This window comes from Escherichia sp. B1147, assembly GCF_001660175.1.
In the GTDB taxonomy this organism is placed as follows: domain Bacteria; phylum Pseudomonadota; class Gammaproteobacteria; order Enterobacterales; family Enterobacteriaceae; genus Escherichia; species Escherichia whittamii.
The window spans coordinates 81,300-96,470 of sequence record NZ_LFHY01000002.1; the positions used below are offsets into that span (position 1 = coordinate 81,300).

Consider the following 15,171-nt stretch of genomic DNA (forward strand, 5'->3'; position numbering starts at 1 on the left):
ATTCAGCACCGCAACAAAGCGCAAGACACGCAGTATACCAGCAAAACGATTCATTGGCGGAATCTGTTAATAAAGCTCAAATTGTGATGACGATCACACATGTTAAAACCTATAATTAATTGCTACTAAAATATTAATGAATTGAAATGGTGTCTCTTTATGGCAATTAACAATACCGGCTCGCGACAATTACTCGTGACGCTAACAGCCCTTTTTGCAGCGCTTTGCGGGCTGTATCTTCTCATTGGCGGAGGCTGGCTGGTCGCGATTGGCGGCTCCTGGTACTACCCTATCGCTGGCCTTGTGATGCTTGGCATCGCCTGGATGCTGTGGCGCAGTAAACGCGCCGCGCTTTGGCTGTATGCGGCTCTGCTGCTCGGCACCATGATTTGGGGTGTCTGGGAGGTCGGTTTTGATTTCTGGGCGTTGACTCCGCGCAGCGATATTCTGGTCTTCTTCGGCATCTGGCTGATCCTGCCGTTTGTCTGGCGTCGCCTGGTCATTCCTGCCAGCGGCGCAGTTGCCGCACTGCTAGTCGCACTGTTGATTAGCGGCGGTATCCTCACTTGGGCAGGATTTAACGATCCGCAAGAAATCAACGGCACCTTAAGCGCCGATGCCACGCCAGCAGAAGCCATCTCCCCCGTTGCCGATCAGGACTGGCCTGCCTATGGCCGCAATCAGGAAGGCCAACGCTTTTCGCCGCTGAAGCAAATTAACGCCGATAACGTCCACAACCTGAAAGAAGCATGGGTGTTCCGCACGGGCGATGTCAAACAGCCGAATGATCCGGGCGAAATCACCAATGAAGTGACGCCAATTAAAGTGGGCGACACGCTTTACCTGTGTACCGCTCACCAGCGTCTGTTTGCACTCGATGCTGCCAGCGGAAAAGAAAAATGGCATTACGATCCTGAGCTGAAAACCAACGAGTCATTCCAGCACGTAACCTGTCGCGGCGTCTCTTATCATGAAGCCAAAGCTGAAACTGCCTCGCCGGAAGTGATGGCGGATTGCCCGCGTCGTATCATTCTTCCGGTCAATGATGGTCGCCTGATTGCGATTAACGCTGAAAACGGCAAGCTGTGCGAAACCTTCGCCAATAAAGGCGTGCTCAATCTGCAAAGCAATATGCCGGACACCAAACCGGGCCTGTATGAGCCGACTTCGCCGCCGATTATCACCGATAAAACCATCGTGATGGCTGGTTCAGTCACCGATAACTTCTCAACCCGCGAAACGTCTGGCGTGATTCGTGGTTTTGATGTCAACACCGGAGAGCTGCTGTGGGCCTTTGATCCGGGCGCGAAAGATCCGAACGCGATCCCGTCTGACGAGCACACCTTTACCTTTAACTCGCCAAACTCCTGGGCTCCAGCGGCCTATGACGCGAAGCTGGATCTGGTTTATCTGCCAATGGGCGTGACCACGCCAGATATCTGGGGCGGTAACCGCACAGCGGAACAAGAACGTTTTGCCAGCTCGATTCTGGCGCTGAATGCCACCACCGGGAAACTGGCGTGGAGTTACCAGACCGTTCACCACGACCTGTGGGATATGGATCTTCCGGCACAACCGACGCTTGCAGATATCACCGTTAACGGTCAGAAGGTGCCGGTCATTTACGCTCCGGCGAAAACTGGCAACATTTTTGTGCTCGATCGTCGTAATGGCGAACTGGTGGTTCCGGCCCCGGAAAAACCAGTTCCACAAGGCGCAGCGAAAGGCGATTACGTCACCCCTACCCAACCGTTCTCTGAACTGAGTTTCCGTCCGACGAAAGATTTAAGCGGTGCGGATATGTGGGGCGCCACCATGTTTGACCAGCTGGTGTGCCGCGTGATGTTCCACCAAATGCGCTATGAAGGTATTTTTACCCCGCCATCTGAACAGGGTACGCTGGTATTCCCGGGTAATCTGGGGATGTTCGAATGGGGCGGGATTTCCGTTGATCCGAATCGTGAAGTGGCAATTGCCAACCCAATGGCGCTGCCGTTTGTTTCAAAACTGATCCCACGCGGTCCTGGCAACCCGATGGAACAGCCAAAAGATGCTAAAGGCACGGGTACGGAATCCGGTATTCAGCCACAGTACGGCGTGCCGTATGGCGTCACGCTTAACCCGTTCCTTTCGCCGTTTGGTCTGCCGTGTAAACAGCCAGCATGGGGCTACATCTCGGCGCTGGATCTGAAAACCAACGAAGTGGTGTGGAAGAAACGCATTGGTACGCCGCAGGACAGCATGCCGTTCCCGATGCCCGTTCCGGTGCCGTTCAATATGGGTATGCCAATGCTTGGCGGGCCAATCTCCACGGCAGGTAACGTGTTGTTTATTGCCGCTACGGCAGATAACTACCTGCGCGCTTACAACATGAGCAACGGTGAAAAACTGTGGCAGGGCCGTTTACCAGCGGGCGGTCAGGCAACGCCAATGACCTATGAAGTGAATGGTAAGCAGTATGTGGTGATCTCCGCAGGCGGTCACGGTTCATTTGGCACGAAGATGGGCGACTATATTGTGGCTTATGCGCTGCCGGATGATGTGAATTGACGTACTCCCCGCCCTAAAGCGCGAGGATTCTTGTTTCGCGGAGCCGAACCTAAGCCGCGTTAAGCGGCTTAGGATTTACAGGCTCTCCACAAGCTAACACGGCGAGTCCCGCCGCTTTTATATTACGGGCCGCATTGATATCACGGTCATGATCTGCGCCGCATTCAGGGCAGTGCCATTTCCGCACATCAAGAGGCATTTTTTGCATGGTGAAGCCACAACAGCTACAGCGTTTTGAGGGCGGGAAACACTGGTCGATTGCGACTACTGTCCGCCCGGCCCATTCGCCTTTGTACTGGAGCTGGCGCACCAGTTAGCGCCAGCTCGCGTCTGCTATCGCTTTGGATAGCGACTGGTTGCGGATCATGTTTTTCACCTTAAGAGATTCGACGCAAACAACTTGGTTTTCGTTAATCAGTTTGCGGGTTGCCTTGTGCAAGGCATCCTGTCGGCAATCGGCAATTTTCGAGTGGTGTCGGGCCACCTTTAAGCGGGCTTTGGCGCGGTTTTTCGAGCCTTTGGCCTTTTTGCTTAACTGGCGCTGTAGCAGCGCCAGGCGTGCCGCGTATTTAGCGGTATGGCGGGGATTGCTTTGTTTCATGGGTTTACAAAATACGCTAAAAAATGTAAGCCATTACGTAGTTACCGCGCTTATATCCCCACCCGATTGGGCGAGGCTTTACGCGCAACATCGGTAAGACCGACTCACATTGCTGTCAAAGCGCGCTTTGTTCATGCCGGATGTGACATGAACACCTTATCCAGCCCACAAAAACGTGCAAATTCAATAGATTGCAGAGCTCGCCCAAGACTGATAAGTGTAGCGCATCAGGCAGTTTTGTGCTTTTCATTTACTCATTCGAAAATTTCAGCGACAGGAGTGCATTTTTCATTACTGTCTGATACTGCGTAACGGCATTTTCAGGCATAGAAACCTCCCCGGTGAGCAGCTTACCGTCCCGTGATGTAATCAACCTTAAATTATTGACTTTCCCTGGTATCAAACTATATGAAAGCAACCATACTTTATGCCCATCCACCACCACTTTTTCGGCCTGGGGGGCATAATTTTTCAGGGAGTTAAGCGTTATTTCCTTGAATCTATCCAGGTGTCCGGCAGGCAAAGACTGGTGCCATTGCGTAATATTAAGATGTACCCGTTTTACTTCATCATAATAATTTGCCTGTGGTTCCTGAGACAGTTGTAGTGTCGCTGTCATATCCTCTGACATAACATGAAGATTTTTGGGGAGCGCGATACTCAATTTAAGGTTCGGGATAGACTGGCTTTCCAGCTTTATATCGGCGTTAGCACTCGCAACCATAAACGAAAGCAGAAACGTCAGAATCAGATTTCGAAATGTAATCATAAATTTCCTTTTTTAATTATTGGGGTTGTGCCTGCAAGGTATTACGACACAAAACACGTAATCAGGTGCTCCTGCACTCCATTGTGTTCGCCCAATTTATACCTTTCTGACTTATAACCACTGACCAGAGACTATTTTTAAGAATTTCGCCCGTATTAAAAATACGTGCAGTATGAATTACGCGGAGGTAAACCCTAACATCATCCCCGTATCTTCATGCTCCAGCAAATGGCAGTGCGCCATATAAGCATGTTCTTTCGGTGCGTCGTGATTAAACTTCACCAGCACTTCGCTGACATTACCTTCTACCTTAACAGTATCTTTCCAGCCTGCGCGATGCGCCGCTGGCGGTTTGCCATTTTCCGACAGGATACGGAACTGGGTGCCGTGAATATGGAACGGATGCAGCATCATGTCGCCAACGCCAGAGATAACCCAACGTTCGTACTGCCCTTTCGTCGCCGCAAACATCGGCTTATTCATATCAAAGGCCTGACCGTTGATTTTATTAGCATGATGGAAATCGAACTTCCCGCCGTGGTTCATATGATTCATATTGCCGTGGCCCATATGGCCCATCATCTGGCCGTGATCCATCCCGGCCATAGCCTGATCGCCATATTTCTCCATTAACATCTGCATCCCCATCATGTCGAGCATCGGGTCCATAGAGAGTTGCAGTTTGCGTGTCGTTAATCCGTCCAGCGAAGGTAACGCAGGCAGGCTACTTAATGTGTCTGGCAAAGCACCGGAGGCACTGATGGCAATCGGCTGAATACGCATTACCGGATGCGGCTTATCAAACGGCGCAATTGCCATTCCCATCTGGCTGACAGGCAGCGTGACCAAATCAAACGGTTTGTTGTCGTTAACCTCCACCAGCACTTCAAAACGCTCACCCATCAGCACCGGAAGCTCACTCACCTTCACCGGTTCAGGCAGCAGACCACCATCGCTGGCAATCACATACAACGGGCGATTGTCGCTGGTGGCGAAATTGAGCGAGCGGGCGTTACAGCCATTGAGCAAACGCAGGCGCAGCCAGCCACGTGGTGCAGCGTGTTGCGGGTAGATAGCGCCATTGGTCAGTAGCGTATCGCCAAACCAGCCAACCGCAGCGGTCATCACATCCAGTTGATAATCAATTTGTCCGTCGGCGCTAAACTTTTTATCCTGAACGATCACCGGAACATCATCGATACCCCACTGTTTTGGCAGCATTAATTTCAGGATATCGTCATCTTCAATCACCACCAGACCAGCCAACCCCATCGCCACCTGACGCCCGGTTTTGCCGTGCTGATGTGGATGGAACCAGCAGGTAGCGGCAGGTTGATCGACGTTCAGCGTCACCGTACGTTGACCGCCAGGCGGAATAATCCCCTGCGGGCCGCCGTCCACTTCTCCCGGCACTTCAAGCCCGTGCCAATGCAACGTCGTCTCTTCCGCCAGTTGGTTATAGATATCAACCGTCACGGCTTTACCGCGCTGTAATTTCACCGCCGGCCCTAACAGATTACCGTTATAGCCCCAGGTAGTCGCCGTTTTTCCGGCAAAGGTGGACTGACCTGGCATGATCGATAATCTTATGCGACCACGAACATCAGAAGTGAGGAGATCGGGGATCGGCAGTGTAGGACGTTCAGCGGCAAAAACAGACCGACTCCACAATGGCAAAGCCGAAGCCACGCCCAGCGCGACGGAATATTTTAAGAAATCACGGCGTTGCATAGTTATTTCCTTATTCTCAAGCAGGCGAAACAAAATCAAACGTTGAGCATAGTCCTTACCCTTACGGGAAGGTCAAGCCGCAGACACAATTTAATCGACAATAATGGTCGTCGCCTCGCTCACAGTGTGCTAACGTTTATCTTCTTTAAGCCCTGGTAGAAGCAATGAAGACGTTTTTCAGAACAGTGTTATTCGGCAGCCTGATGGCCGTTTGCGCAAACAGTTACGCGCTCAGCGAGTCTGAAGCCGAAGATATGGCCGATTTAACGGCAGTTTTTGTTTTTCTGAAGAACGATTGTGGTTACCAGAACTTACCTAACGGGCAAATTCGTCGCGCACTGGTCTTTTTCGCCCAGCAAAACCAGTGGGATCTCAGTAACTACGACACCTTCGACATGAAATCCCTCGGTGAAGACAGCTACCGCGATCTAAGCGGTATCGGCATTCCCGTCGCTAACAAGTGCAAAGCCCTGGCCCGCGATTCCTTAAGCCTGCTTGCCTACGTTAAATAATCACTGCTCCTTTTTGTAGAAATATTGACCGTGCAACTACGGTCAATGTTAGCTATTATGTTGCGCTCTTTTTTTACGAGTGTTAACAAAGGAGGTATCAACCCATGGCCGAAAATAAACTGTGGCATGAAACGCTACACGACCAGTTTGGGCAGTACTTTGCTGTAGATAACGTTCTGTATCATGAAAAGACCGATCACCAGGATCTGATCATTTTTGAGAACGCTGCATTTGGTCGCGTAATGGCGCTGGATGGCGTAGTACAAACTACCGAGCGTGACGAGTTTATCTATCATGAGATGATGACCCACGTTCCGCTGCTGGCCCACGGTCACGCGAAACATGTGCTGATCATCGGCGGCGGCGACGGTGCCATGCTGCGTGAAGTGACCCGACATAAAAACGTTGAGTCAATCACGATGGTGGAAATCGACGCGGGCGTGGTGTCATTCTGTCGTCAGTATTTGCCCAACCATAACGCAGGTAGCTACGACGATCCCCGTTTTAAACTGGTGATCGACGATGGCGTCAATTTCGTGAATCAAACCAGCCAGACCTTTGATGTGATCATCTCCGACTGCACCGATCCCATCGGTCCCGGCGAAAGTCTGTTCACGTCTGCATTTTATGAAGGTTGCAAGCGCTGCCTGAATCCTGGCGGCATTTTCGTTGCGCAGAACGGCGTCTGCTTTTTACAGCAGGAAGAGGCCATCGACAGCCATCGCAAACTCAGCCATTACTTCAGTGATGTTGGCTTTTATCAGGCGGCGATCCCAACCTATTACGGCGGCATCATGACCTTTGCATGGGCGACAGATAACGACGCCTTACGTCATCTCTCTACCGAAATTATTCAGGCGCGTTTTCTCGCCTCTGGCCTGAAATGCCGTTATTACAACCCGGCAGTCCATACGGCAGCTTTTGCCTTACCTCAGTATCTGCAAGACGCACTGGCTTCACAGCCGTCCTAAGGAGAAGATAAGAAATTGAAAAAACTGAAACTGCATGGCTTTAATAATCTGACCAAAAGTCTGAGTTTTTGTATTTACGATATCTGCTATGCCAAAACTGCCGAAGAGCGCGATGGTTATATTGCTTATATCGATGAACTCTATAATGCCAACCGTCTGACCGAAATCCTGTCAGAAACCTGTTCCATTATCGGGGCCAATATTCTTAACATCGCCCGCCAGGATTACGAACCACAGGGTGCCAGCGTCACTATTCTGATGAGCGAAGAACCGGTCGACCCGAAACTTATCGACAAAACAGAACACCCCGGCCCGCTGCCTGAAGCCGTGGTTGCCCATCTCGATAAAAGTCATATTTGCGTACATACCTACCCGGAAAGCCATCCTGAAGGCGGTTTATGTACCTTCCGCGCCGATATTGAAGTCTCTACCTGCGGCGTGATTTCCCCGCTGAAGGCGCTGAATTACCTGATCCACCAACTTGAGTCCGATATCGTGACCATTGATTATCGCGTGCGCGGTTTTACCCGCGACATTAACGGTATGAAACACTTTATCGACCATGAGATTAATTCGATTCAGAACTTTATGTCCGAAGATATAAAGGCGCTGTATGACATGGTGGATGTGAACGTCTATCAGGAAAATATCTTCCATACCAAAATGTTGCTTAAAGAGTTCGACCTTAAGCACTACATGTTCCACACCAAACCGGAAGATCTAACCGACTGCGAGCGCAAAGAAATTACCGCTGCGCTGTGGAAGGAAATGCGCGAGATTTATTACGGGCGCAATATGCCAGCTGTTTAACGGCTCTGGCGGAGCACGTAGGCTCCGCCAGATTTATTTACTTCTGCTGCACGAAATTACGGTAAGCCGCCACCACTTGCAGAAAATCCTCAACGCCGCACAGCGACAGACTTTCTTCGTCGTAGTAGTTCATCCCTTCTTCCATTTCGTCACCCGCAAATTCCAGTTGATTGGCGCGGATCATTACCTCCTCGCCATCCATCCATAGGGTATATTCATGCCCTGCTCGCTGCCAGGAACGTTCGCTACCTTTTAGCGTGCGCGCGGCGTCTTCCACTTCATCAAGCAAGGCCAGGTTTTCTTTCACCTCTTCATTAAACCAGTGCCCGACCACTTCATGCCCCATGGACATGCGCACCTTTACCACTCCGGTAATATCGCGCAGAAATTCGTAATCCATAGTGTGTTCCTCTGCTCCCGGCAATGCGCCGAAATCGCATTGCGCCATTGATGTAATTATCGCAGCCTTACCGGAGAAAAACAGCGGAACGACGATGGTTTAGGAATAAAAAAATGCCCGGGAAGCACATTCACCGGGCATTGTCTCGTTTATGCGCAGCAAGTGCGCTGACTTATTAAACCGCAGTCTGGAAAATCACCCCATCGGCTTTTTCGGTGTACTGAGAAAGCTGGTTGAAGTTCAGGTAACGGTAAGTATCAACGGCAGTTTTATCCACCTGCGCAACGTAGGTCTGGTACTCTTCCGGCGTTGGCAGTTTGCCAAGAAGTGCCGCGACAGCGGCCAGTTCCGCAGAAGCCAGGAAGACATTCGCGCCAGTACCCAGACGGTTCGGGAAGTTACGGGTAGAGGTGGAAACCACCGTCGCACCGTCTGCCACACGCGCCTGGTTGCCCATACACAGGGAACAGCCTGGGATCTCGATACGCGCACCACTCTTACCGAAGACGCTGTAGTAGCCTTCTTCGGTCAGCTGTGCGGCGTCCATACGGGTTGGCGGTGCCACCCACAGGCGGGTCGGCAACTGGCCTTTGTGCGCATCCAGCAGTTTACCTGCGGCACGGAAGTGACCGATGTTGGTCATGCAGGAACCGATAAACACTTCGTCGATCTTCTCGCCCTGTACCGCAGACAGCGGACGTGCGTCATCCGGATCATTCGGCGCACAAAGGATTGGCTCTTTGATATCAGCCAGATCGATGTCGATCACTGCCGCATATTCCGCATCCGCATCGGCTTCCAGCAGCTCAGGATTCGCCAGCCATTTTTCCATGCCCTGAATACGACGTTCCAGAGTACGACGATCGCCGTAACCTTCCGCGATCATCCACTTCAGCAGGACAATGTTGGAGTTCAGGTACTCGATGATCGGCTCTTTATTCAGCTTGATGGTACAACCGGCAGCGGAACGTTCAGCGGACGCATCGGTCAGCTCAAATGCCTGCTCAACTTTCAGATCCGGCAGACCTTCAATTTCCAGGATGCGACCAGAGAAGATGTTTTTCTTGCCTTTCTTCTCAACGGTCAGCAGACCTTGTTTGATCGCATACAGCGGAATGGCATGTACCAGATCGCGCAGGGTGATGCCCGGCTGCATCTTGCCTTTGAAGCGCACCAGAACAGATTCCGGCATATCCAGTGGCATTACACCTGTTGCGGCAGCAAACGCCACCAGACCAGAACCCGCCGGGAAGGAGATACCGATCGGGAAACGGGTATGGGAGTCACCGCCAGTACCGACGGTATCCGGCAGCAGCATACGATTCAGCCAGGAGTGGATCACGCCGTCACCCGGACGCAGCGACACTCCGCCACGGTTCATAATGAAGTCCGGCAGCGTGTGGTGTGTGTTAACGTCAACCGGCTTCGGATAAGCCGCAGTGTGACAGAAAGACTGCATCACCAGGTCAGCCGAGAAGCCCAGGCACGCCAGGTCTTTCAGTTCATCACGGGTCATTGGACCAGTAGTGTCCTGAGAACCGACAGAAGTCATTTTCGGTTCGCAGTAAGCGCCCGGACGAATGCCTTTCACGCCACAGGCACGGCCAACCATTTTCTGCGCCAGCGAGTAGCCACGGTCGCTTTCCGCCACGTCTTTCGCCTGACGGAAAACATCGCTCTGCGGCAGGCCAAGTGCTTCACGCGCTTTGGTGGTCAGGCCACGGCCGATAATCAATGGAATACGACCGCCCGCACGCACTTCATCAATCAGTACGTCGGTTTTCAGTTCAAAGGTCGCCAGCAGCTCGTTGGTTTCGTGATTACGCACTTCGCCTTTGTAAGGGTAAACGTCAATCACGTCACCCATATTCAGGTTAGAAACATCCACTTCAATTGGCAGCGCACCGGCATCTTCCATCGTGTTAAAGAAGATTGGCGCAATTTTGCCGCCGAGGCACAGACCGCCGCCGCGTTTGTTTGGCACATGCGGAATATCATCGCCCATAAACCACAGTACGGAGTTAGTGGCGGATTTACGCGATGAACCAGTACCCACAACATCACCGACGTAAGCCAGCGGGAAACCTTTCTGTTGCAGGGCTTCGATTTGCTTGATCGGGCCAACAACACCCGGCTGATCTGGCTCGATGCCTTCACGGGCGTTCTTCAGCATTGCCAGGGCGTGCAGTGGGATATCCGGACGTGACCACGCATCCGGTGCCGGAGAGAGGTCATCGGTGTTGGTTTCGCCGGTCACTTTGAAGACGGTAACGGTCAGTTTTTCAGCCAGCGCCGGGCGATTCAGGAACCATTCGGCATCCGCCCAGGACTGCATAACCTGCTTCGCGTATTTGTTGCCTGCTTTGGCTTTCTCTTCTACGTCATAGAAGTTATCGAACATCAGCAGCGTATGAGACAGTGCTTTAGCAGCAATCGGTGCCAGTTTGTCATCGTCCAGTGCGTCGATCAGCGGATGAATGTTGTAACCACCCTGCATAGTACCCAGCAGTTCAATGGCTTTTTCTGGAGTCAGCAGTGGGGATTTGGCTTCGCCTTTCGCGACAGCAGCCAGGAAACCAGCTTTTACATAGGCGGCTTCATCGACGCCTGGGGGAACTCGGTTGGTTAACAGATCTAACAGGAATTCTTCTTCGCCCGCGGGCGGGTTTTTCAGCAGCTCTACAAGCGCAGCCATTTGAGTGGCATCCAGGGGTTTGGGCGCAATCCCCTCTGCGGCACGTTCAGCTACGTGCTTACGGTATTCTTCTAGCACGACGGTTCTCCTCGCTCTCATTGTCATAGTGCGGCAGGCGATTCTCTTCACGCTCCTGTGAGACAGCAGTTTGTAGGGTAAATGCCCAGTACCGCAACGGGCAGAATAGCAGGATTTTGACGATGTGTTAATCTGTTTACAAAAAAGCAACATAAAAAAGTGGCTGAATCGTTAAGGATGGTCTAGAGATTGTTTCCCTCCGTAAAAACCTTGTTAATTCGCATGGTGATAATCACCTTTCTCAACGAATCCCAACATTAGTCAAAATTTAAACTACCGCCTCTTTATACTCAGATTCACAGCGCCTGCGGGTGGCAGTTCGCCAACCATTGCGATTTCCTTGAGATCCGAATTATGAAAATGACTTTGCCGTTTAAACCCCATGTGCTGGCGCTGATTTGCAGTGCCGGGCTATGTGCAGCTTCCGGTACGCTGTATGTGAAAAGCCGCACTGTGGAAACGCCCGTACAAACACAACCGGCACAACAGGCTGCGCCTGATATCACCGCAGTTACGCTTCCTGCAACGGTTTCCGCGCCTCCCGTAACGCCTGCCGTCGTCAAATCCGCATTCAGCACTGCACAAATCGATCAATGGGTCGCGCCCGTCGCGCTATATCCCGACGCCCTGCTTTCGCAGGTGCTGATGGCATCGACCTATCCGGCAAATGTCGCCCAGGCCGTGCAGTGGTCGCACGATAACCCACTTAAACAAGGTGATGCCGCTATTGAAGCAGTGTCCGGCCAGCCGTGGGATGCCAGCGTCAAATCGCTGGTGGCTTTTCCGCAATTGATGGCGTTGATGGGTGAAAACCCGCAATGGGTGCAAAATCTTGGCGACGCGTTTCTGGCACAACCGCAGGATGTGATGGACTCGGTACAGCGTTTGCGCCAACTGGCGCAACAAACCGGATCGCTGAAATCATCAACCGAACAGAAAGTTATTACGACAACGAAGAAAACTGTACCGGTAAAACAGGCTGTCACGGCTCCCGTCACACAATCAAATACCGTTTCTACGTCCAGCCCCGTCGTCGCAGAACCTGCACCAACCGTAATAACTATCGAACCAACCAATCCGGATGTGGTTTATATTCCCAACTACAACCCGACCGTGGTTTACGGGAACTGGGCCAATTCCGCGTATCCGCCGGTTTACCTGCCGCCGCCAGCCGGAGAACCATTTGTTGACAGTTTTGTGCGCGGTTTCGGCTACAGCATGGGCGTTGCTACCACGTACGCACTTTTCAGCAGCATCGACTGGGATGACGACGATCATGACCATCATCATGACGATGATGATTATCATCACCACGATGGCGGTCATCGTGACGGTAATGGCTGGCAACACAACGGCGACAACATCAATATCGACGTCAACAATTTCAACCGCATTACTGGTGAACATCTTACTGACAAGAATATGGCATGGCGGCACAATCCAAATTACCGCGATGGTGTGCCTTATCATGATCAGGATATGGCAAAGCGGTTTCATCAAACCAATGTCAGTGGCGGCATGAGCGCCACGCAATTACCTGCGCTATCGCGCGACAGCCAGCGCCAGGCGGCAGCAAGTCAGTTTCAGCAACGAACACACGCCGCACCAGTCACTACGCGCGATCCCCAGCGTCAGGCTGCGGCACAGCGGTTTAATGAAGCTGAACACTATGGAAGCTATGACGACTTCCGCGAATTCAGCCGTCGCCAACCACTGACCCCGCAACAAAAGGACGCCGCTCGTCAGCGTTATCAGTCTGCCTCACCTGAACAGCGCCAGGCGTTCCGCGAGAAAATGCAGACTAACCCGCAAAACCAACAGCAAAGAGAGGCGGCACGTCAGCGTATTCAGTCTGCCTCGCCCGAACAGCGCCAGGCAGCCCGCGAAAAAATGCAGACTAACCCACAGAATCAACAGCAAAGAGAGGCGGCGCGTCAGCGTATTCAATCCGCATCACCAGAGCTGCGTCAGGTATTTAAGGAAAAAGTACAGCAGCGCCCACTGAACCAACAACAACGTGATAATGCCCGCCAGCGTGTTCAATCAGCATCTCCTGAACAACGTCAGGTTTTTCGAGAGAAAGTTCAGGAGAGCCGCCCACAACGTCTAAACGACAGTAACCATACTGCCCGACTGAATAACGAGCAGCGTTCAGCGGTACGCGAACGGTTGTCTGAGCGTGGAGCAAGAAGACTCGAAAGGTAAATTGCAGGCGTAAAAAAAGCGGCGTTGTTAGCCGCTTAAGACTGATGGCAAACATCGAATTGCCTGATGCACAAGCTTATCGGGCCTACACGAGTCATGCAATATATTGAATTTGCATGACTTTGTAGGTCGGATAAGGCGTTTACGCCGCATCCGACATCAACAACGAGCACTTTGTCAACAATCTGAAGCGGCCAGGATAGCCGCTTCTTAATTTACCGGATGTTCCGGCACACAAAGAATTACTTCTTCTTCGCTTTCGGGTTAGGCAGGTCGGTGATGCTACCTTCGAATATTTCTGCCGCCAGGCCCACAGACTCGTGCAGAGTCGGGTGCGCGTGGATGGTCAGTGCGATATCTTCTGCGTCACAACCCATTTCGATTGCCAGACCGATTTCACCCAGCAGCTCGCCGCCGTTAGTACCGACAATCGCACCACCGATCACACGGTGAGATTCTTTGTCGAAAATCAGCTTGGTCATACCGTCTGCGCAGTCAGAAGCGATAGCACGACCAGAAGCAGCCCACGGGAAGGTGGCGGTTTCGTAGCTGATGCCTTTCTCTTTCGCTTCTTTCTCAGTCAGACCCACCCATGCAACTTCTGGTTCGGTATAGGCGATAGACGGGATAACTTTCGGATCGAAGTAGTGTTTCTTACCAGCGATAACTTCAGCGGCAACGTGACCTTCGTGAACACCTTTGTGCGCCAGCATCGGCTGACCGACGATATCGCCGATAGCAAAGATGTGCGGTACGTTGGTCCGCAGCTGTTTGTCAACGCGGATGAAACCACGGTCGTCCACTTCCACGCCCGCTTTGCCTGCGTCGAGGTTTTTACCGTTCGGCACACGACCAATCGCTACCAGAACGGCGTCGTAACGCTGCGGTTCAGCCGGTGCTTTTTTACCTTCCATCGTCACATAAATACCGTCTTCTTTTGCTTCAACGGCGGTGACTTTGGTTTCCAGCATCAGGTTGAATTTCTTACTGATACGCTTGGTGAAGACTTTAACGATGTCTTTGTCAGCTGCCGGGATAACCTGGTCGAACATTTCAACCACGTCAATCTGTGAACCCAGCGCGTGGTATACCGTCCCCATTTCCAGACCGATGATACCGCCACCCATTACCAGCAGGCGTTCTGGTACTTCTTTCAGTTCCAGCGCGTCAGTGGAGTCCCAGATACGCGGATCTTCATGCGGAATAAACGGCAGTTGGATCGGGCGAGAACCCGCTGCGATGATCGCGTTGTCGAAGTTGATCACAGTTTTACCGTTCTCGCCTTCAACTTCCAGGGTGTTAGCCCCGGTGAATTTACCCAGACCGTTGACCACTTTGACTTTGCGGCCTTTCGCCATACCAGCCAGACCGCCGGTCAGCTGATTGATAACTTTCTCTTTCCAGGTACGAATCTTGTCGATATCGGTTTTCGGTTCGCCGAAGACGATACCGTGTTCAGCCAAAGCTTTGGCTTCTTCGATAACTTTTGCTACGTGCAACAGTGCTTTAGAAGGGATACAGCCGACGTTCAGGCAAACACCGCCGAGGGTGTTGTAGCGTTCTACGATTACGGTTTCCAGACCTAAATCAGCGCAACGGAAGGCAGCAGAGTAACCTGCGGGGCCTGCCCCAAGTACCACGACCTGAGTTTTGATTTCAGTACTCATCATGACCTCTATTTATTTATCTCCGGCGGTCATACCCGTCGTCTTTCAGGCCGCAGTGGCGTTAGCTTCACGCCCTCACCCCAGTCACTTACTTATGTAAGCTCCTGAGGATTCTGGCGCTTGCTACCTTGCTGCACCCAGAAATCCATAGGGTATGTGAAGTAATACCCTAACCACCACCG

The 15,171-nt window shown here is 52.0% G+C and carries 10 protein-coding genes and 1 pseudogene; 5 read left to right on the plus strand and 6 right to left on the minus strand.

Annotated elements, in window-relative coordinates; all coding sequences use genetic code 11:
• Positions 1-159 precede the first annotated feature (159 nt).
• Complete coding sequence (gcd, locus tag A9180_RS00625; RefSeq protein ID WP_064525107.1) at positions 160-2,550, plus strand: quinoprotein glucose dehydrogenase; 2,391 nt, start codon at positions 160-162, stop codon at positions 2,548-2,550.
• 49 nt (positions 2,551-2,599) lie between these two features.
• On the opposite strand, the pseudogene A9180_RS00630 reads toward gcd, so the two are convergent.
• From A9180_RS00630 to cueO, 3 genes and pseudogenes are all read right to left on the minus strand, one after another.
• Positions 2,600-3,148: pseudogene (locus A9180_RS00630) on the minus strand (RNA-guided endonuclease InsQ/TnpB family protein); the annotation flags it as partial.
• Positions 3,149-3,401: 253 nt separating this feature from the next.
• Positions 3,402-3,920, minus strand: a complete 519-nt coding sequence (locus A9180_RS00635; RefSeq protein ID WP_064525110.1) for a hypothetical protein — start codon at positions 3,918-3,920, stop codon at positions 3,402-3,404.
• Between the two features lie 177 nt (positions 3,921-4,097).
• Positions 4,098-5,651 carry a multicopper oxidase CueO gene (gene cueO, locus A9180_RS00640; protein WP_064525113.1) on the minus strand — a complete coding sequence of 518 codons (1,554 nt, stop codon included), beginning with the start codon at positions 5,649-5,651 and terminating at the stop codon, positions 4,098-4,100.
• A gap of 164 nt (positions 5,652-5,815) precedes the next feature.
• Here cueO and A9180_RS00645 point away from each other — a divergent pair, with 164 nt between their 5' ends.
• From A9180_RS00645 to speD, 3 genes are all read left to right on the plus strand, one after another.
• Positions 5,816-6,163, plus strand: a complete 348-nt coding sequence (locus A9180_RS00645; protein ID WP_064525116.1) for a YacC family pilotin-like protein — start codon at positions 5,816-5,818, stop codon at positions 6,161-6,163.
• Between the two features lie 104 nt (positions 6,164-6,267).
• Complete coding sequence (speE, locus tag A9180_RS00650; protein ID WP_064525119.1) at positions 6,268-7,134, plus strand: polyamine aminopropyltransferase; 867 nt, start codon at positions 6,268-6,270, stop codon at positions 7,132-7,134.
• A gap of 15 nt (positions 7,135-7,149) precedes the next feature.
• Positions 7,150-7,944 carry an adenosylmethionine decarboxylase gene (speD, locus tag A9180_RS00655; protein ID WP_064525121.1) on the plus strand — a complete coding sequence of 265 codons (795 nt, stop codon included), beginning with the start codon at positions 7,150-7,152 and terminating at the stop codon, positions 7,942-7,944.
• 37 nt (positions 7,945-7,981) lie between these two features.
• Here speD and yacL read toward each other — a convergent pair whose 3' ends face one another.
• Positions 7,982-8,344 carry a protein YacL gene (yacL, locus tag A9180_RS00660; protein WP_010350025.1) on the minus strand — a complete coding sequence of 121 codons (363 nt, stop codon included), beginning with the start codon at positions 8,342-8,344 and terminating at the stop codon, positions 7,982-7,984.
• A 175-nt stretch (positions 8,345-8,519) separates the two neighbouring features.
• Positions 8,520-11,117, minus strand: coding sequence for a bifunctional aconitate hydratase 2/2-methylisocitrate dehydratase (gene acnB / locus A9180_RS00665; RefSeq protein WP_064525124.1), 2,598 nt, complete (start codon positions 11,115-11,117; stop codon positions 8,520-8,522).
• Positions 11,118-11,471: 354 nt separating this feature from the next.
• Here acnB and A9180_RS00670 point away from each other — a divergent pair, with 354 nt between their 5' ends.
• Positions 11,472-13,322, plus strand: a complete 1,851-nt coding sequence (locus A9180_RS00670; RefSeq protein ID WP_064525127.1) for a DUF3300 domain-containing protein — start codon at positions 11,472-11,474, stop codon at positions 13,320-13,322.
• A gap of 242 nt (positions 13,323-13,564) precedes the next feature.
• On the opposite strand, the gene lpdA is transcribed toward A9180_RS00670, so the two are convergent.
• Positions 13,565-14,989 (minus strand): dihydrolipoyl dehydrogenase, encoded by a 1,425-nt coding sequence (lpdA, locus tag A9180_RS00675; RefSeq protein WP_000102484.1) that lies wholly within the window; start codon positions 14,987-14,989, stop codon positions 13,565-13,567.
• Positions 14,990-15,171 lie beyond the last annotated feature (182 nt).